A 20,277-nucleotide genomic window follows, 5' to 3' on the forward strand; every position below is an offset into this window, starting at 1 on the left:
AAAACAACCATATAATGGCAGAAATAAATCCGGCAGAAGTATCTGCGATCTTAAAACAACAGTTGGCCAACTTCGACACTCAATCCAACGTTGAGGAAGTAGGTACAGTTTTAACCATCGGTGATGGTATTGCTCGTGTATACGGGTTAGAAAATGTACAGTACGGTGAGTTGGTAAAATTTGCTAGTGATGTAGAAGGTATTGTACTTAACCTTGAAGAAGACAACGTAGGGGTTGCTTTACTTGGTGAAAGTAAATTAGTAAAAGAAGGAGATACAGTAAGAAGAACAAACAGAATCTCTTCTATCAAAGTAGGAGAAGGTATGTTAGGTAGAGTAGTAGATACTCTAGGTAATCCAATCGATGGTAAAGGACCGATCGAAGGAGAACTTTACGAAATGCCATTGGAAAGAAAAGCTCCTGGAGTTATCTTCAGACAGCCGGTAACTGAGCCTTTACAAACAGGTATCGTTGCGATTGACTCTATGATCCCTGTAGGAAGAGGACAGAGAGAGCTTATCATTGGTGACAGACAGACAGGTAAAACTACTGTTGCGATCGATACGATCATCAACCAGAGAGAATTTTTTGATGCAGGTCAGCCTGTATATTGTATATATGTTGCGATCGGTCAGAAAGCTTCTACTGTAGCACAAATCGTTAAAACCCTATCTGATAAAGGAGCTTTAGCATATACTGTCATTGTTGCGGCTAACGCATCAGATCCAGTTCCAATGCAGGTATATTCTGCAATGGCAGGAGCATCTATCGGTGAGTTCTTCAGAGACTCTGGTAGACCGGCATTGATCGTTTATGATGATTTATCTAAACAAGCAGTAGCGTACCGTGAGCTTTCTCTACTATTGAGAAGACCACCGGGCCGTGAAGCTTATCCTGGAGACGTTTTCTATCTTCACTCAAGACTATTGGAAAGAGCTGCAAAAGTTATCGCTGATGACAAAATTGCTAGTCAAATGAATGATTTACCTGAGTCTTTAAGACCCATCGTAAAAGGAGGAGGTTCATTAACTGCCCTTCCAATTATCGAAACTCAGGCTGGTGACGTTTCTGCGTATATTCCAACCAACGTAATCTCTATTACAGACGGACAGATCTTCTTGGAATCTGATCTATTCAACTCAGGGGTTCGTCCTGCGATCAACGTAGGGATCTCTGTATCAAGAGTAGGAGGTAACGCTCAGATCAAGTCAATGAAAAAAGTATCTGGTACTCTTAAATTAGACCAGGCTCAATATAAAGAATTGGAAGCGTTCGCTAAGTTCGGTTCTGACCTTGATGCTTCTACTTTAGCCGTAATCTCTAAAGGAGAAAGAAACGTAGAGCTTCTTAAGCAGCCGGTAAACTCTCCGCTTCCTGTAGATAGTCAGGTAGCTATGATCTATGCTGGTACTGAAAACTTAATGAGAAACGTTCCTATTAAAAAAGTAAAAGAATTCCAGTTAGAATATATCGAATTCTTAAGATCTAAGCATCCTGATACAATGGCAGCGATTAAAGCTGGTAAGATCGACAACGATATTACAAACGTTCTTAAGCAGGCAGCTAACGATTTAGCTTCTAAATATAACTAAAATCTTCATTGTTTAAGGTTTAGAATGTCAAGTTTTAAACCTTAAACTTTAGACCATAAACTTTGAACCCAAATTAATGGCAAACTTAAAAGAAATACGAGGCAGAATTACGTCAATTTCATCTACGATGCAGATCACACGTGCTATGAAAATGGTTTCCGCAGCGAAGCTTAAAAAAGCGCAGGATGCAATCGTGATGTTAAGACCTTACTCTGAAAAATTACAGGAAATCATCCAGAATGTAAATTCTAGCTCTGATCCTGATCAGATTTCTGTTTATGCTCAAAAAAGAGAAGTGAAGAGAATTCTTTTCATCGCTGTTACTTCAAACAGAGGTCTTGCCGGAGCTTTTAACTCATCTATTGTAAAAGAACTTAACATTCAGTTTAGAGACCAGTCTCAGTACGAAATTGAAGTGCTTACCATCGGTAAAAAAGCTTTTGATGCGGTAAGAAAAACACGTACAGTATACTCTAATGAAAGTGCTGTTTTTGATAACTTAAACTTCGATACCGTATCTCACGTTACTGAAGGAGTAATGAACAGCTTCAAAGAAGGTAAATTTGACGAAGTTTATTTGATCTATAATAAATTTGTTAATGCTGCTACTCAGGAAGTCACTACTGAACAGCTTCTTCCGATTTCTATGGCTGAAAAAGCTGAAGAAACTCAGGTAGAAACAGATTATATCTTTGAACCGAACAGAAATGAAATTTTGGACAATTTGATTCCTAAAGCGATCAAAACTCAGGTTTTCAAGGCTGTTTTAGATTCAGTAGCATCTGAGCATGGCGCGAGAATGACGGCGATGCACAAAGCTACAGATAATGCACAGGAACTTAAAAATGATCTTGTCATTTTCTACAACAAAGCAAGACAGGCTGCTATTACAAACGAAATCTTAGAGATCGTTTCAGGAGCGGAAGCTTTGAAAAATTCATAAAGAATTATTTAAATATCATACCGAAGCATCGACACTGTCGGTGCTTTTTTTGTGGGATTAAAGTTCAGAAGAGGGAAGGTGGATGCTTAAAATTATTTTCTTTGATTTTAGACCCTTTTTATCAGCAGTCAATAATATGTTAATCATTCTTTTACCTTTAAAACCGTTCATCTTTCCGTATCTATAGTGCTTGTTCAAAAAAGATTTTAAATTGTTTTTAAGTACTCTACACGCTTCCATTTTCCCGCTTCTGCCTTGCCTTTTAGAAAATTACATTCCCAAAATATCTTAACCCCAATACAGGTTATTTTTATTTTATCTATCTTTGTACACTAAAATATTATACAACTTCTAAATGGACTCGGACATAGTCAGGCTTTTGCTAGCCTTATTTCTTGTTTTACTAAATGGCTTTTTCGTAGCCGCAGAATTTTCAATTGTTAAAGTTCGTTACTCACAAATCCAATTAAAAGCCGCCGAAGGTAATTCTATGGCGAAGCAGGCAGAACACATTATCAAGCATCTTGATGAGTATCTATCTGCAACGCAGCTTGGGATTACGTTAGCGTCTCTTGCATTGGGTTGGGTAGGGGAAAGTGCCCTTCACCATGTCGTAGAAAGTATTTTCCATTCTCTGAATGTTGAATTGGCTCAAACGACCATTACCACGATTTCAGTGGTCACCAGTTTTGTTTTAATTACTGTCATGCACATTGTCTTTGGAGAACTTATTCCAAAATCAATAGCCATCAGAAAGTCGGAAGCAACTACAATGGCTACAGCAGTTCCATTGAGAGTTTTTTACACGGTCTTTAAACCGTTTATCTGGTTGATGAATCTGATGTCTAATACTTTTTTAAGATTGGTAAAGATCCATCCGGCTTCTGAACAGGAAATTCACTCTACTGAAGAGCTTCAGCTTTTGGTAAAGCAAAGTGCAGATAGCGGTGAGATCGAAGAAGAAAACTATGAAATCATCAAAAATGCGTTTGATTTTACCGATCATTCTGCAAAACAGATCATGGTTCCAAGACAGAATATCACTTCTATTGATTTTGAAGAAGACATCAATGAGATCATCAATAAGATCATGGACAGCGGATATTCCCGTATTCCTGTCTATCTTGACTCCATTGACAATGTAATAGGTATTTTCTATACTAAAGAAATTATCAGGGAATTTGTCAAAAGAAAAGGAGATCTTAATCATGAAGACCTTAAAGATCTGATGCGTGATGCATTTTTCGTGGTAGGAAGTAAAAAGATTTCTGACCTTCTGAAGATATTCCAGCAAAAAAAACAACACCTTGCCATCGTTATTGACGAATTTGGCGGAACCGAAGGTATTATTACCCTGGAGGATATTCTTGAAGAATTGGTAGGGGAAATACAGGATGAGGAAGATGATGAAGATAAACTGGTAGACAAAATAGGAGATAACATCTATTGGGTTCAGGCTACACAGCCTCTGGATGAAATCAATGAACATCTGCCTAAAAAACTGCCCCTTTCCGAAGAAAGTGAATACAATTCACTGGCAGGATTCATTCTCCATGAGTTGGAAGATATTCCGGAAGAAAATGACGAATTTGACATGGAAAATTACCATTTCAAAATTCTTAAAATGAACAATAAGAGTGTAGAACTCGTAGAATTAGTATATGAAGGCCCGAATGTATTAAGCGATCTGGCTGATAAATTAGGTGAAGTTTAAAGAGAGATAGACATGATTTTTTATAACAGCATAAAAGATTACGAAGATCCGAAACGCCAGTATGAAGAAGAAGTACTGGTTTTGGATGATACGGACGAAGTATATAAGATTGTTCTTCATAATGATGACATTCACACATTTGATTATGTGATCGACTGTCTGATTGAAATCTGCAAGCATACATTGGAGCAGGCAGAACAATGTACCATGCTGGTGCATTACAAAGGCAAATGCACCGTAAAAACGGGTTCACTTGATCTGCTTAAGCCCATGCATGAGAAACTGCTTTCAAGAGAATTATCAAGCGAAATAGTATAAATAAAAAACTCTGCCATTGGCAGAGTTTTTTATTGAAAACATCATTTATTATAAATAATACGCACTGATTGGTGAATAATTGAACTAAATTTATTTATATTAGCAATTAATAGACACTATTTTAAAATATTAATAAATGAAACAAAAAATTACTTCGCTGATTCTCTGTGGTATATTATGCTGCTCTGTAGTACAGGCTCAGGAATCATCTTTTGAAACTAACGCAAGAGGTTGGATCAAAGAAAATACAAGAAGTTTAGGAATTCCAGGATTCACTGAACTTACACTACGATCAGTACGTAAAGGAAATACAGGAGAAACGCTGCGTTTTCAGCAGATGGTAAAAGATGTTCCTGTTTTTCAGTCTGAAATTGTAATTCATTTCAATAAAGAGGGTAAAATAAGCTATACAGGTACAGAAAGCTTGAAACATAATCTAAAGGAGGTAAGTACAGTTCCTTCTTTCCCTGCCTCAGAGGCGGTTAAAAAAGCTCATATTGCTTCAGCATCAAAAGGACAAATTACCTATGAGGAAAATAAGCTGTTTATTTATATTACAGATTCAGGAGACACAAAACTGGTTTACAGAGTATTGACCAGTTCCTTCGATAATCCCGGCAGTTGGGAAACCATTGTAGATGCAAAAACAGGTACTGTAATCAGTATGAAAGATATTGCAGTGAAACACCATGACAAAAATGAGCCATCTCCTAAGAAAAAAAATGAAAAAATAAAAGCAAAGAAAGCTTCTGTAACCGGAAGTGCCTATATTTTTCAACCAGACCCTTTATCTAAAACAGGATCAACCTATGCAGGTAACTTTGTAGATAATAACGATGCTACCAATGCCAGTCTGGATGCGGCAAGGACTTTAGTGACCATTCCTGAAATTGATCTTACAGGAGGTGTTTATACCCTAAAAGGAACGTATGCGGAGATTAAAGAAATAGAAGCACCTGCAAAAGGTATTTTTACACAGTCTACCAATCAGTTTTTGTTTAACAGAAGTGATGATGGATTTGAAGCGGCTAATGCCTATTGGCACCTTGATAACAGCCTTAGATACATCAACGTAACTTTAGGAATTGTTTGTAAGCCTTCACAAAACAATGGGGTATTAAGATTCGATCCGCATGGTTTTAATGGTTCGGATAATTCTCATTACCTGACAGGAAGTGAATCCCTTGGATTCGGAGAAGGAGGGGTGGATGATGCCGAAGATGCCGACGTTATCCTGCATGAATTAGGACACGGAATTCATCACTGGCTGGCCGGAGGAATTTCCAACGCAGACGGTCTGAGCGAAGGATGCGGAGACTACTGGGCACATTCTTACAGCAGAAGCTTAAATCAATGGCCTTCATCAGCTCCCGAGTATCAGTGGATGTTTAACTGGGACGGGCATAATCCTTTTTGGGCAGGAAGAATTACCAATACAACCATGACTTATCCCGGATCCGGATCTTACTATGATAAAGCACAGATATGGTCTGCTGCATTGATGAGAATCTACGACAGAATAGGTAAAGAAAAAACAGACAGGGCCTTTTTGGAAGGATTAGACCTTACAACTTCAACTACAAACCAACAGAATGCTGCTATTGCTGTAAGACAGGCTGCTATAGATATGTTGGGGCAGTTCGGGTTCAATTGTAATAATATCACGGCTATGACAGAAGAATTTACAGCAGCCGGATATGTACTTCCTGAATACAGCTGTGTACTGAGTACAAAAGAAACAGCTAAAGAAAATTTGATTTCAGTGTATCCCAACCCGGTTTCTGACCAATTGATCGTTATATTAAAAGGAAATAAAGAAGAAAAAGCCGAAATTTATAATATGGAAGGCAGAAAAGTAATGGAAACAACCATTGGAAATAACAATAACAAAATTAATGTTTCCAATCTTCCGTCCGGAAATTATATTCTGACCGTAAAAGGAATTGAATTATCTGCAAAATTCATCAAGAAATAAAAAACCTGAAGAGAATCTTTAAAATCCGGTGGCAGTGCATCGGATTTTTTTAGTTTAAACTAAATTCTGCTGGGATTGTTTTACTTGCATTCATCTAAAATAGTATATTTGTACCAACTATAAAGAAACAAAAAAAGAATGCTTGTAATAGGAATTGCTGGAGGTACAGGATCCGGCAAAACTACAGTTGTTGATAAAATACTTCAACAGCTTGATATTGAAGGAATGAATATCCTCTCTCAGGATAATTATTATCACGATAACCAGAATCTGACACTGACCGAGAGAGAAGCGCTTAACTATGATCATCCGAAGTCGATCGATTTTGATTTAATGATAAAACATGTGAAAGCTTTAAAAAATAATGAGCCCATAGAACAGCCCATTTACAGCTTTGTAACGCATTCCAGAACAGGCGACCACGTCACTGTAGAACCTAAAAATGTATTGGTAGTAGAAGGTATTCTGGTCCTTACGAATAAAGAGTTACTGAAAGAATTCGACTTAAAAGTATTCGTTCATGCTGACTCGGACGAAAGACTGATTAGGAGAATCAGGAGAGATACCCAGGAAAGGGGAAGAGACCTGAGTGAAGTTCTTCACCGTTATCAGACCACATTGAAGCCAATGCATCAGGAATTCATAGAACCGTCGAAGAATGAAGCCGATTTGATCATTCCGAACATGAGACAGAACTCCGTAGCGATTGATTTTTTAACCACCGTCATTAAAAATTCGTTGAGAAAACATTAAAATGGAAGAAAATAAGCTTATCAAAGACATTCAGCCCAAGTCTGAAACGTTCAAAACCATTCAGACATATGTTCTGAATAAATACACCATTACCATCTGTATGTTTCTGGTCTGGATGATTTTCTTTGATAAAACCTCTTTTCTTGTTATTAATGAACTCAATGGCGAAATAAGCCGTTACGAAGATCAGCTGGAATACTATAAAAAGGAATATGAAAAAAATGATACTTTTTATAAAAAACTGATGAACAATAAATCGGAAAAAGAAAAATACGCAAGGGAAAATTATTTTATGAAAAAACCGGATGAAGAGATCTTCATTTTGGTGGTAGACAGTGCCAATGTCGCTAAAAAATAATTTGAAATGTGAGTAGTCAATTAGCTTTGTAACGAAGTGTCAATCATTAATTTTTATAGATTCACTATAGACTTGCGGAGTAAAAATTCAGCATTCACAAGATAAGTAATATAAATATCAACAGTTAATTGTCAATCGTCAAGCGTAAATTTTTTATAGATTCACCATTGATTTGCAAAGCAAAAATTCACTATTGACCATAAAAAATAGCCAATGTCCAATACAGATATCCTTCCAAACTGGGAAAAATTAGTTAAAAAGCAGCTTAAAACAGAAGATATTTATTCTATCCTGAAGAAAGAAAATTTAGAAGGAATTGATGTCCAACCTTTTTACAGCGAAGTTCAGAAACCATTGGTTAACCTGCCAAAAGTTGAAGAAAGTACCCATTTGGTTGCAAAATATCATGAAAGTCTGGAAGAAGATGTATTTGCATTTATTTTAGACCAAAACGTAGACAATCTTGAGGAAAAAACAATTTTTGTTAATAATAAAGATCTGGCCGGTCACATCAGCCCAAAAGAAGAAGATCAATACTTCTCATTGATTGATGTTTTTAATGAAAATGAAGGCATGATTGATGATCAGCTGGCCAAAGAACTTTTATCCAAAGATTTTATAAGGAATATCTGCGTTGATGTTTCGCTTCACCAGAATGCCGGAGCAGCGATTTACCAGCAATTGGGAATTGCCCTGGCGAAAACAAAGGAGCTTGTTGAAGTATATGGCCCTGAAATTTTAAATAAACTGATCTTCAGAATAGCAGTAGGAGGAAATTATTTCTTTGAAATGGCTAAACTCAGAGCTTTTAAAATAGTCTTTAATCAACTTTCCAAAGAATACGGTTTAAATGACACGCCCTACATCTTTGCCGAAACTTCTTCAAGAAATAAGGCGATTGCAGATAATGAAAATAACCTTATCCGCTCAACGTTAGAGCTAGCTTCAGCCATGATCGCCGGAGCAGACGCTGTCTTCAGTACTAATTATCAGATAAACAGAAGTACGGATATTTCTGAAGAGATTTCTTTTAAGCAACAGATTGTGCTGGCGTACGAAAGCATCATCAATGTATTTGAAGATGCATCGAATGGAAGCTATTACGTGGAAGACATTACCCGCCAGATTGCAGAAAAAACATGGACCTGGTTTATTGAGATCGAAGAAGGTGGCGGTTATCTTGAACTTTTAAAGCAGGGAAGTATTCAGAAAAAGATCTACGACCAGGCTGTTGAAGAGCAAAAATGGGTAGAAGAAGGAAAAATAAAGCTGATAGGAGTCAATTTATACCCCAAATTAGACGTTAAAAGATCAATCGGGGATATGTACAGCGAAAAAGAAATTAAAGCCGTACGTTGGGCTGAAATGTTTGAGTAATGAAAGAAAAACTGATTGATTTATTTGAGTATACCTATCATTTCAACAAAGAAATGATTAAAGTTATTTCTGAAAACATCACAAAAGTAGATGAAAAAACGGTCAGTCTCATCAATCATACCCTGAATGCCCAGCAGATCTGGAACTCACGGATACTCGATGAGAAATCGTTTGAAGTCTGGCAAGTCAATTCCTTTGAGTTTCTTGATGGAATTAATCATCAAAACTTTTTGAAAAGTATTGATATTATTCAAAATCAGGATCTTGATACAAGAAAGGAATATCACAATTCAAGAGGTGCGAAATTTGAAAACAGTATTTTTGAAATGCTGTTCCACGCTATAAACCACTCAACCTATCACAGAGGGCAGATCAATTCTCTTCTAAAACAAAACGACATTGAACCTTTGCTCACCGATTATATTTTTTATAAGAGGTAAATTTTATTGTTGTACAGAGGTCGTTTGAGTGTTTTTTTTGCTCCCACAGATTTTTCAGATAACACAGATTTTGTAGATTTGTTATAAGCAAAATTTACACAAATGACTGAAAATGAAATTAGTTTTTATATCAGGAAGTCTATATTTTCTGTTTATAATGAACTTGGACCTGGACTTTTTGAGAAAGTATATGAAAAAGTACTAGCTCATGAATTACAAAATAATGGATTGAACATTCAAACACAGGTTGATATTCCGATTAAATTTAAGGGAAAAGTATAATTAGAAAAATAAATGGAGTTATAAATTAATTAATAGGCTTTAAATCTGTGGTATTTGTGTATTCTGTGGGAAATATTATAAAAAACAAAGAAATTCAGGACTATATCAATGCAAATCTAAATACAGATCTGCATGCTCAACTATTGAAAAAATCTCCATTTCCAGATGTTTCGATGCAGGAAATCGTGCAGCAGATCAAAGGAAAACAGACTGCTCAGAAGAAATTTCCTTTCTTACTGAAAGAAGGGATTGTTTTCCCGCCACAGCTTAATTTAGAGCAGGCATCATCAGAGAAAACGGCAGTCTATAAATCACAAATCCTCAAAGGAAAGAAATTCGTCGATCTGACCAGCGGTTTCGGAATTGATGCCTATTATTTATCTCAAAATTTTGATGAAGTTACTTTGGTAGAACAGAATCAGGAATTATTAGGTATTGTAGAACATAACTGGAATGTTTTAGGCAGAAAAGCAAAGTTTATCAATCAAAATCTGGAAGATTTCTTACAGATCAATAAAGAATATTTCAACATTATCTATTTAGATCCGGCAAGAAGAGATCAGAACAAAAATAAAGTCTTTCTTCTGGAAGATCTTTCGCCTGATATTCTTCAAATCAGAAAAAAATTACTCGAGACAGCAGATCAGGTCATCATAAAGCTCTCTCCCTTGATCGATTTGAAATATCTCATATCAGTTTTGCCATGTATTTTCAGGATAGAAATCATAGCGGTAAAAAACGATGTCAAGGAGGTCGTTATTTTCCTTTCCACTGAGGAAAACGAAGGAATTACCGTTAACTGTATTAATCTTGAAAGTGGAGAATCTGAGTTTACATTTACTTTTGGGGAAGAAGAAACTTCGCTTGCTGTATACTCTGAACCCGAAAAGTTCATCTATATTCCCAATCATGCGGTTTTAAAAGCCGGAATTTTTAATCTGATCTCAGAAAGATTGGGGCTGAAAAAACTTCACTCCAATACCCATCTTTATACTTCAGATCAAAAGATCAGTGATTTCCCCGGAAGAGTTTTTGAAATGGAAGTTATTGAATCTAAACAGATTAAAAAGAAAGAACAGTTCAATATCATTGCCAAGAACTATCCTTTAAAACCGGAAGATATCAAAAAGAAATATGCCATAAAAGACGGTGGAAAGGACTATCTTATTTTTACACAATCCAAAAAAGGTAAAATTATTTTAAAATCAGTATAAAAATGTTGCCGAAAAAAACAGGATTGCTTAATTTTGGGGAATCTAAAATTTAAGCATGAGAAAATTAGTTATATGTTTAGCCATTGCAACTGTAGCTGTAAGCTGTAAAAAAATCCAGGCAGGAGGAAACAAGAATACTCTAAAACTGGAAGAAGGAATAGAAAGATATTCTGATGATCACCAGGGTGGTGAAAGTCATGGGCATGAAGCAGCAGCTGGTCACGGTTCTGAACATGCTGAAAAAAAAGCTCAGGTTTCTATTGATTTGAACGGTGTAGCTTTAAAAGGCTTTGCTAATGGAATGGAAGACAGTATGATCAAATACCTGAAATCCGGACAGTATGCATCTGCTACTGAAGACGGATTGAAGAATACTTGGTATAATTTTGACAACGTAAATTTTAAAACAGGATCTGCTAACCAATTGGAAGCTGGTTCTCATGACCAATTGGATAATTTAGCTAAAATTCTAAAGGCTTATCCGGATGCAAAAATCAAAATTGGAGGGTATACAGATAAGACAGGTGATGAAGCTAAAAACTTAAAATTATCTCAGGAAAGAGCTAATTTTATCAAAGCTGAACTTTCTAAACTGGGAGCTACAGCACAAATCGTTTCTGCTGAAGGATACGGAAGTCAGTTTGCTCACGTAGATGCAAAAGCTTCTGACTCGGAAAGAGCGTCAGACAGAAAAATGTCTGTTCGATTTACCAAATAGTAATTTACAATAAAGAAATATCAATGTCTTGCCCATGCAAGGCATTTTTTTTATTTTTAACAAAACAAATTTTTAAAATGCAAGAGACATTAAATTACATTAACGAAAACAAACAGCGTTTCGTGGATGAATTATTTGAGTTACTCAGAATTCCTTCTATTTCTGCAGATCCGGCTTATAAAAATGATGTATTGAAATGTGCGGACGTATGTGCAGAATATCTTAAAAATGCAGGTGCAGATCATGTGGAAGTATGCGAAACAAAAGGCTATCCGATCGTTTTTGGAGAGAAAATTTTAGATAAAAACCTTCCTACGGTGCTGGTGTACGGACATTATGATGTACAACCTGCAGACCCTCTGGAATTATGGAAAAAGCCGCCTTTCGAGCCATATATTGAAAAAACAGCACTGCATCCTGAGGGAGCCATCTTCGCAAGAGGTTCAGCAGATGATAAAGGACAGTTTTTCATGCATCTGAAAGCTTTTGAGGCAATGATGAAAACCAATACACTTCCTTGCAATGTTAAATTTATCTTAGAAGGGGAAGAAGAAGTGGGATCTGTAAGCTTAGGAGATTTCGTTAACGAAAATAAAGAAAAGCTTTCTTGTGACTGTATCCTGATTTCAGATACCCATATTTACAGTAATGAACAGCCTACCGTAACTACAGGATTAAGAGGTTTAAGCTATGTGGAAGTTGAAATAGAAGGTCCAAACAGAGACCTGCATTCGGGGCTTTATGGAGGAGCTGTTCCAAACCCGATCCATGTACTTTCCAGAATGATTGCTAAACTGATTGACGAAGACGGACATATTACGATTGACGGATTTTATGATAACGTAGAAGTGGTATCAGATGAAGAGAGAGCAGAGATGAATAAGCTGAAGGATAATCCTGAAGAATTCAAAAAATCCATCGGTCTGAACGGAGTAGAAGGTGAAAAAAGCTATACTACCCTTGAAAGAACATCTATCCGTCCTACTTTGGACTGCAATGGTATTTGGGGAGGGTATACAGGAGAAGGGGCCAAAACAGTCATTCCTTCAAAGGCTTCTGCTAAAATTTCAATGCGTCTGGTTCCTTATCAGACTCCCGAAGAAATCACAGAAAAATTTACAAAATATTTTGAAAAAATAGCTCCTGATAACGTAAAGGTAAAAGTAACACCTCACCACGGAGGTATGCCTTATGTATTGCCAAGTGATACTAAAGAATTTTTGGCAGCTAAACAGGCTATGGAAACGGCATTTGGTAAAGAGGTGCTTCCATACAGAAGTGGAGGAAGTATTCCCATTACTTCTATGTTTGAAAAAGTACTAGGCGCTAAGTCAGTATTAATGGGCTTTGGACTGGATTCAGATGCAATTCACTCACCGAATGAACATTACGGCTTGTTTAATTTCTATAAAGGAATTGAAAGCATTCCATTATTCTTTGAGAATTATTCTAAATAGTTAATATTTTAAAAAATATTGTATAAAGCGCTTCGGATTTCGGAGCGCTTTATGCTTTTTTATGATAATATCCCTATCAAATGATATTTTTTTACTTAATCTATGTGTTTATTTTTAATTCAACCTAAAAATAATGCTATGAAAAAAATTTACATTATCGCAATCTGTTTGCTATCAACGGTTTCCCTGGCGCAACAGATCATTTCATTTGAAAGTTTAGATGGATTTTATACGGGAGATATTCACACACAGGGAACGTGGATCAGTACGCCAACGGGAGATGTCCCTCCTTATATACTTAATCAGACCATTTGCACGGAAAATGCAACGGACGGAATGAACTCCCTGAAGATTGTAAAAGAAAATACTTACGGAACGCAATCTATTCCTATCATCGGAGCCTTTGACAACCTTCCCATGATGCTTCCTTATGATAATTTTACAGTATCTTTTGATATCAATATGTCACAGCTCAACGGATCAATTTTTAGTTTTCAGGGATTAAGCAGCGCAGAAGAAAAATATGTAGTAAGACTTGATTTTGATAATACGGGAAATGTTAAAGTTCTGAGAATGATTTCAGGAACTCCTGTTATGGAGGCTACATCAGGGACCTGGCAACCCAATCTTTGGTACAGACTTACAGTGATAGGGACTTCAGCAGATGTCAAATATTATCTGAATGGAATTTTGATTTATTCAGGAACAGCAGCAGAATCAATGGGGATGAACCAATTGCGTTTTGTACATGATAACGCAGATGGAACTGCATATATAGATAATCTTAAGGTATACAGTGAAGCATTGCTATCTGCAGCAAATAATACCTTAGATAAAAACAATGTATCCTTATATCCGAATCCCGCCTCAGATTTTATAAAGATCAGCTATCCGGGTAAGATAAAAAGCATTGAAATATATGATTCTGCAGGGAAAAAAGTTCAGGTCAAGCTGGAAAATGACAAAGTGGCTTTGTCAAATCTACCGGTTGGGACCTATCTGATAAATATAAAAACGGAGACAGGCGATTTTTCTCAGAAGTTCATTAAAAAATAACTCAAATATTGTGTATTGATTTGAATTTCATTGATTTACTGTGTTTTAATCCTTTTTTGGTGAATTTTGTTGATTTTTACTAATTTTTCAGTTAAAATATTCTTAATGTTTCATATTTTCAGAAAAACGATTAGTGTAGTGTTTATTTATTAAAATCGATAATATTGATATATTTTCTGTTTTTTAGTTAAAATATTAATCTTATACTTTCTTTCAAGTTGATATTTTTCCGAATTAGAATAAAAGTTCTATATTTACTGGAGTAATTAATAATAAAAAAATATCATGAAGAAAATTTTACTCACTGCTGCATTATTCAGCTTTTTAATAGGTAATGCACAAATGAATTATAGCTTTGAAACAGCTCAGGGATTTAATGCAGGTAATATATCTGGCCAGGGAGGCTGGGGTGGAACAGCAGCAGCACATATTGCAGTGGTTTCAACAGAACAGGCTAAGCCTGGAACACAGTCATTAAAGATTACAGGTAATAATGGAACAAATCATGCCGCAGCAGGTCCCATCAGCCCTACTGTAACTGTAAATGGGCCGATTGTAACCATATATTTTAATGCCTATTTTACATCATCCATTCCGGCAGGAGATGAATGTGATTTCTTTTTTTCCCCACAGTCACCTGCTCAAAGTACAATCAATGCAAGGATGAGATTTGATTTCCAGAACAATATTCAGGTAATTGATATGGATCCACTAACTCTTCAGCTTGCTTACATTGACACAGGGGCGGATTTTACCAGAAATGCATGGAATACTTATAAGATACAATTAGATTTTACAAATAATGAGGCAAAATATTATCAAAACGGAACATTAATCCATACTGGACAAGTTGCAGGAGGGACTCTCGTTGGAAATATAGCGATTACCAATGATAATTATAATAGTTCAGCTTATTTTGATGGAATTCAGGTAGTGAGCGGTGTGCTGGGAACATCTGAAGTGACTCAGAAATTAAATTATAAAGTATATCCAAATCCAACTTCTGATTATGTTATAGTTGAATCTAAGGATAAAATAAACTCAATAGAAGTATATGATTTTGGAGGCAAAAAGTTAGCAGCACCTGTTGTTGGTAATAAAGTTGATTTGAGTAACTTATCATCCGGAGTTTATATCCTGAATATTGAGACTCCAAACGGGAAAGTAACAGAGAGAATTGTAAAAAAATAAGATAGAATAATTCTTAACTACAAAAACGCTCCAATTGGAGCGTTTTTGTTATTTTAGAGCATTAAAATTTACAAATATGTCAGATCATAAAGTAGCTTATATAACCGGAGGGACCAAAGGAATAGGTTTTGGAATAGCAAAAATATTATTGGAGAACGGTATTTCAGTGGCGTTTTCAGGACGTAAGAGACAGGAGGTGGAGAAAGCTGAGGAACAGCTTAAACAGTATTCTGAGAATGTGCTAGGAGTCGTTTCGGATGTAAGAAGCCTAGAAAGTGAAGAAGATGCTGTAAGATCTACCGTGGCGAAATTCGGAAGGCTGGATTTTGTCATTGCCAATGCAGGGCTGGGAATATTTAAACCTGTAGATGAGCTGACTGCCCAGAAATGGAATGATATGATAGAGACCAATCTCACAGGTGCTTTTTACACATTAAAAGCTTCAGTAGAAGAATTAAAAAAGACGGAAGGGTATTATATCACGGTTTCAAGTCTGGCAGGAGCCAACTTCTTTGAAAACGGAACGGGTTATAATGCGTCAAAATTTGGAGTAGTCGGATTTACTCAGGCAGCAATGATTGACCTCCGGAAATACAATATCAAATCTACCGTTATTATGCCGGGATCTGTAGCGACAAATTTCAACGGAAATGTTCCTTCAGAAAAAGATAACTGGAAGATCCAGCCTGATGACATGGGGAATCTGGTGCTCGATATTTTAAAAATGAATCCACGCGTATTACCCAGCAAGATAGAGTTTAGGGCAACAAAACCAGCCTAGTAAAAGCATTTAATGTATTGAATAGTAAAAAAATAAGTATTATGCATGCATAATATATTTTTTAATTATATTAGCAAAAGTAAAATATAACAAAATCTCAGCATAAAACAGTAAGGTTTTTTATGCACAAACGGGAAAAAATAAAATAGTACACATGAAAATATTAGTTTGTATCAGTAGTGTTCCGGATACTACTTCCAAGATTAACTTTACGGCAGATAAATCTGCTTTCGACAAAAATGGAATTCAGTGGGTAATCAATCCTTTAGATGAATTTGCATTAACAAAAGCGGTTAAACTTCAGGAATCTCAGGGTGCAACTGTAACAGTGATCAACGTAGGAGATGCTGCTACAGAACCAGTAATCAGAAAGGCATTAGCTATTGGTGCCAATGATGCAGTGAGAGTAAACCTTGATCCTAAGGACAGCTATTCTACAGCAAAAGAAATTGCTGCCGTTGCTCAAAACGGAGTTTATGACCTTATTCTTTGTGGAAAAGAATCGATCGATTACAATGGTGGATCTGTTCCGGGAATGGTCGCTCAGTTATTGAATCAGCCTTTCGTAAACGCGTCTGTAGGATTGGATGTAAACGGAAGCGAAGCTACTGCTGTAAGAGAAATTGAAGGCGGAAAAGAAACGATATCAGTAAAATTACCTGCCGTGATTGCAGGACAAAAAGGATTGGTAGATGAAAAAGATCTTATCATCCCGAATATGAGAGGAATTATGTCTGCAAGAACGAAGCCTTTACAAGTAGTAGAGCCCACTTCTTCTGAAGTGAAAGTTCAGGGAGTATCTTATGACAGCGTTCCGCCAAGAGCTGCTGTGAAAATGGTTTCTCCTGATAATCTGGATGAGTTGGTAAGATTACTTCACGAAGAAGCTAAAGTTATCTAATCTTTTATTCCTTAAATTTTTTAATCTTTAAATTTTAAAAAAATGGCAGTATTCGTATACGCAGAAAATATAAACGGAGTTTACAAAAAAGCAGCTTTCGAAGCAGTTTCTTATGCTAAAGCGGTGGCAGACCAGGCAGGAGATACCGTTACGGCAATCTCTGTAAACCCTACAGATTCTTCAGATTTATTGTATAAATATGGAGCATCAAACGTCATCAATATCAAGGATGAAGGTCTTAAGAACTTTTCAGCAAAAGCATTTGCTCAGGCTGTAAGTGAAGTGGCAGACGGAAACACTATTGTTTTTCCTCACACTACAGATGCTTCTTCAGTTGCTCCCATGCTTGCTGTAATGAAGAACTATTCTTTAATTACCAATGTTTTGGAAGCACCTGAGAGCCTTTCTCCGTTCCAGGTGAAAAGAAGAGCATTCTCTGGAAAAGGATTTATGCATGCCAAAGCAGAAGGGAGCGGGGTGATCATCACCGTTTCTCAGAATGCTTTCGGTGTAAAAGAAAATGCAGTATCAGGTTCTGAAGAGGTTAAAAACCTTTCAGTAGCCAATGAAGATACTAAAGTGATCTCTCATGAGCAGAGTTCAGGTAAATTAGACCTTAAAGAAGCAGAAGTTGTTGTTTCTGCCGGAAGAGGGATGAAAGGCCCTGAAAACTGGGGTATGGTTGAAGAGCTTGCTAACGTTCTTGGAGCTGCTACAGCTTGTTCTAAGCCTGTTTCTGATATCGGTTGGAGACCTCACACAGAACACGTAGGGCAAACAGGTAAAGCAATTTCACCTAACCTTTACATCGCAATAGGTATTTCAGGAGCTATTCAGCATTTAGCTGGGGTAAACTCTTCTAAAACTATTGTAGTGATCAACAATGACGCTGAAGCACCATTCTTCAAGTCTGCAGATTACGGGGTAGTAGGAGATGCTTTCCAGATTATTCCTGCATTAACAGAGAAAATTAAAGCAATTAAAGGATAAAAAGTCAATAGGGAATTGCCAATTTGCTACGCTGTCAATTGAATAAAATCAATACGTTACAGCATGCATTCACTTATGAAGTAAAATTGCCCATTCACTATTTACAATTTTCACACATAAAAAATAAAAGCTCGGGCTTTTCCGGGCTTTTATTTTTGCGTAAAACTAAAATCACAATAAAAAATTAATCTATATTTGTAGCTATGGATTATAAGCAGCTAATTATTCGCGGAATATCGTACAGTCAGACCCAATCGGGGGCGTACGCTTTGTTACTGGAACATGAAGAGACACATATAAAATTACCTGTTGTCATAGGAAATTTCGAGGCTCAGTCCATTTCATTAGGACTGGAAAAAGACATCCATCCGCCTCGTCCGCTTACCCATGATTTATTCACAAAATTTATAGTTTCAGCCAATTATGAATTGGTTTCAGTGATCATTTATCAGATCGTAGACGGCGTATTTTTTTCCAATATTAATTTCAAAAATAAAGCTAACGATGAAGAGCTGATTCTGGATGCAAGAACTTCTGACGCGGTGGCGATGGCCGTAAGATTCGACGCGCCTATTTTCACCACACAGCAGGTACTGAATGAAGCAGGAATTCTTCTGGAACTGGAAGATGTTTCAAAAGAAGAACAGCCATTCTCAGAAACCGTGCAATCAGAAGATAATCTGAAAGCTGTTTCTATGGAAGAACTTCAAAAATTACTTGATGAAGCCGTAAAAGAAGAAGATTTTGATACCGCTCTGGAAATTCAGGAAGAAATTAAAAGGAGAAAAAAGAAAATTGATTAAAAGAGACATTTTATACTAAACTATGAATTTAAAATTACGACTGACCATCCTCAGTTTTCTCCAGTTTTTCGTTTGGGGAGCCTGGCTGATTACGATGGCTAATTTTTGGTTCGGTACAAAACACTGGGACGGAACCCAGTTTGGAGCCGTTTTCGGAACCATGGGAATAGCTTCTATTTTTATGCCGACCATTACCGGAATCATTGCCGACCGCTGGATCAATGCCGAGCGTATCTTTTCGGTACTGCACATCCTGTATGGTGTGGTACTTTTTATACTGCCTCATTCCGCTGATCCCAATTCTTTCTTCTCGCTGATGCTTCTGGCTATGTGCTTTTATATGCCAACCATTGCTCTTGCGAATTCCATTTCTTATACGATTCTGAAAAACAGTAATCTGGATGTGGTGAAGGATTTTCCGCCAATCCGTGTTTGGGGAACCATTGGATTTATTGTAGCCATGTGGATTACCAATCTTACAGGAAATAAAGCAACAGAAGGACAGTTCTACATCGGTGGGGCTATTGCTATATTATTAGGAATCTATGCGCTCACTTTACCAAAATGTCCGCCACAGAAACTGATTGATAAAAGCGCACCCTTATCTGAGCAATTAGGTCTGAATGCATTTAAGCTTTTCGGAAGCTACAAAATGGCTTTGTTCTTCTTGTTTTCTATGCTGTTAGGGGCAGCACTTCAGCTGACCAACGCGTATGGAGATGTATTCTTAAGTGAATTCTCTCATTTCCCGAAATATGCAGATTCATTTGTCGTACAGAGATCTACGATTATCATGTCAATTTCTCAGGTTTCGGAGACCTTATTTATTTTGGCAATTCCTTTCTTTCTGAAGAAATTTGGAATTAAAAAAGTAATGCTGATGTCAATGCTGGCCTGGGTACTGAGATTTGGATTCTTTGCCTACGGTGTTCCGGATGGATTTGGACTTTCACTGATCATTTTCTCTTGTATTGTTTACGGAATGGCATTTGATTTCTTCAACATTTCAGGTTCTCTTTTCGTAGAAACTACGACTGATAAAAAAATACGTTCATCTGCTCAGGGATTATTTATGATGATGACGAACGGTTTTGGAGCTTTGTTTGGAAGTTATATTGCAGGCTGGGCGATCGATAAATTTTTCACCCATAAATTTACGAATGCTGCAGATCTGTCAACCTATCTGGATACCACCCCTGATAATCCTACTTTCCTGCAAATTCTTAAAGACAGTTTCAATTCAGCGGTGAACGCTGACGGAACGCTTTCATCTGTAGTGATGGTAAAAGACTGGCAGAATATCTGGCTTTCATTTGCGATCTATGCATTGATTCTTGCTATATTCTTTGCTATTCTATTCAGGCACAAGCATAATCCGGAAGATATTTCTTCAGTGAAACATTAATTCTATCGG

General features: G+C 36.7%; 20 protein-coding genes. All 20 read left to right on the plus strand.

The annotated features are described in order from the left end of the window. Positions 1-14: 14 nt before the first annotated feature. Complete coding sequence (gene atpA / locus EG346_RS18025) at positions 15-1,592, plus strand: F0F1 ATP synthase subunit alpha (protein ID WP_034745157.1); 1,578 nt, start codon at positions 15-17, stop codon at positions 1,590-1,592. A 76-nt stretch (positions 1,593-1,668) separates the two neighbouring features. Further along, a complete protein-coding gene (atpG, locus tag EG346_RS18030) occupies positions 1,669-2,535 on the plus strand; it encodes an ATP synthase F1 subunit gamma (protein WP_073336327.1) in 867 nt (288 codons plus the stop codon). A 355-nt stretch (positions 2,536-2,890) separates the two neighbouring features. Further along, positions 2,891-4,249 (plus strand): hemolysin family protein, encoded by a 1,359-nt coding sequence (locus tag EG346_RS18035; protein WP_123880551.1) that lies wholly within the window; start codon positions 2,891-2,893, stop codon positions 4,247-4,249. 12 nt (positions 4,250-4,261) lie between these two features. Beyond that, on the plus strand, positions 4,262-4,567 hold the full coding sequence (locus tag EG346_RS18040) for an ATP-dependent Clp protease adaptor ClpS (protein ID WP_073336331.1): 306 nt from the start codon (positions 4,262-4,264) through the stop codon (positions 4,565-4,567). A 136-nt stretch (positions 4,568-4,703) separates the two neighbouring features. Then, positions 4,704-6,542: a T9SS type A sorting domain-containing protein gene (locus EG346_RS18045; RefSeq protein ID WP_123880553.1), complete on the plus strand. Its 1,839-nt coding sequence runs from the start codon at positions 4,704-4,706 to the stop codon at positions 6,540-6,542. A 138-nt stretch (positions 6,543-6,680) separates the two neighbouring features. Beyond that, entirely contained in the window at positions 6,681-7,295 is a 615-nt protein-coding gene (gene udk, locus EG346_RS18050) for a uridine kinase (RefSeq protein ID WP_073336684.1), read from the plus strand. A 1-nt stretch (position 7,296) separates the two neighbouring features. Next, positions 7,297-7,653: an FtsB family cell division protein gene (locus EG346_RS18055; RefSeq protein ID WP_123880555.1), complete on the plus strand. Its 357-nt coding sequence runs from the start codon at positions 7,297-7,299 to the stop codon at positions 7,651-7,653. 213 nt (positions 7,654-7,866) lie between these two features. After that, positions 7,867-9,030: a methylmalonyl-CoA mutase family protein gene (locus tag EG346_RS18060; protein ID WP_123880557.1), complete on the plus strand. Its 1,164-nt coding sequence runs from the start codon at positions 7,867-7,869 to the stop codon at positions 9,028-9,030. Further along, a complete protein-coding gene (locus EG346_RS18065; protein ID WP_123880559.1) occupies positions 9,030-9,470 on the plus strand; it encodes a DinB family protein in 441 nt (146 codons plus the stop codon). The genes EG346_RS18060 and EG346_RS18065 overlap by 1 nt, the downstream gene beginning before the upstream one ends. 102 nt (positions 9,471-9,572) lie before the next feature. After that, entirely contained in the window at positions 9,573-9,752 is a 180-nt protein-coding gene (locus tag EG346_RS18070; protein WP_123880561.1) for a GxxExxY protein, read from the plus strand. A gap of 65 nt (positions 9,753-9,817) precedes the next feature. Then, positions 9,818-10,966 (plus strand): class I SAM-dependent methyltransferase, encoded by a 1,149-nt coding sequence (locus tag EG346_RS18075; RefSeq protein WP_228426073.1) that lies wholly within the window; start codon positions 9,818-9,820, stop codon positions 10,964-10,966. Between the two features lie 55 nt (positions 10,967-11,021). Then, the gene (locus EG346_RS18080) at positions 11,022-11,684 is read left to right on the plus strand and encodes an OmpA family protein (RefSeq protein ID WP_073336677.1); all 663 of its coding nucleotides are present in this window, start codon (positions 11,022-11,024) and stop codon (positions 11,682-11,684) included. 77 nt (positions 11,685-11,761) lie between these two features. Beyond that, positions 11,762-13,141 (plus strand): dipeptidase, encoded by a 1,380-nt coding sequence (locus tag EG346_RS18085; protein WP_073336673.1) that lies wholly within the window; start codon positions 11,762-11,764, stop codon positions 13,139-13,141. A gap of 138 nt (positions 13,142-13,279) precedes the next feature. Next, positions 13,280-14,197, plus strand: coding sequence for a T9SS type A sorting domain-containing protein (locus EG346_RS18090; RefSeq protein WP_164466225.1), 918 nt, complete (start codon positions 13,280-13,282; stop codon positions 14,195-14,197). A 285-nt stretch (positions 14,198-14,482) separates the two neighbouring features. Then, the gene (locus tag EG346_RS18095) at positions 14,483-15,388 is read left to right on the plus strand and encodes a T9SS type A sorting domain-containing protein (protein ID WP_073336669.1); all 906 of its coding nucleotides are present in this window, start codon (positions 14,483-14,485) and stop codon (positions 15,386-15,388) included. Positions 15,389-15,464: 76 nt separating this feature from the next. Then, complete coding sequence (locus tag EG346_RS18100) at positions 15,465-16,169, plus strand: SDR family oxidoreductase (RefSeq protein ID WP_123880567.1); 705 nt, start codon at positions 15,465-15,467, stop codon at positions 16,167-16,169. Positions 16,170-16,323: 154 nt separating this feature from the next. Then, the gene (locus EG346_RS18105) at positions 16,324-17,070 is read left to right on the plus strand and encodes an electron transfer flavoprotein subunit beta/FixA family protein (protein WP_123880569.1); all 747 of its coding nucleotides are present in this window, start codon (positions 16,324-16,326) and stop codon (positions 17,068-17,070) included. Between the two features lie 42 nt (positions 17,071-17,112). Beyond that, the gene (locus tag EG346_RS18110) at positions 17,113-18,060 is read left to right on the plus strand and encodes an electron transfer flavoprotein subunit alpha/FixB family protein (RefSeq protein ID WP_076504179.1); all 948 of its coding nucleotides are present in this window, start codon (positions 17,113-17,115) and stop codon (positions 18,058-18,060) included. Between the two features lie 203 nt (positions 18,061-18,263). Beyond that, positions 18,264-18,863, plus strand: coding sequence for a bifunctional nuclease family protein (locus EG346_RS18115; protein ID WP_073336665.1), 600 nt, complete (start codon positions 18,264-18,266; stop codon positions 18,861-18,863). 22 nt (positions 18,864-18,885) lie between these two features. After that, on the plus strand, positions 18,886-20,268 hold the full coding sequence (locus EG346_RS18120; RefSeq protein ID WP_073336663.1) for a nucleoside permease: 1,383 nt from the start codon (positions 18,886-18,888) through the stop codon (positions 20,266-20,268). The last annotated feature ends 9 nt before the right edge of the window (positions 20,269-20,277 follow it).

Origin of the sequence: Chryseobacterium carnipullorum (genome assembly GCF_003815695.1) — a bacterium.
GTDB lineage: Bacteria > Bacteroidota > Bacteroidia > Flavobacteriales > Weeksellaceae > Chryseobacterium > Chryseobacterium carnipullorum.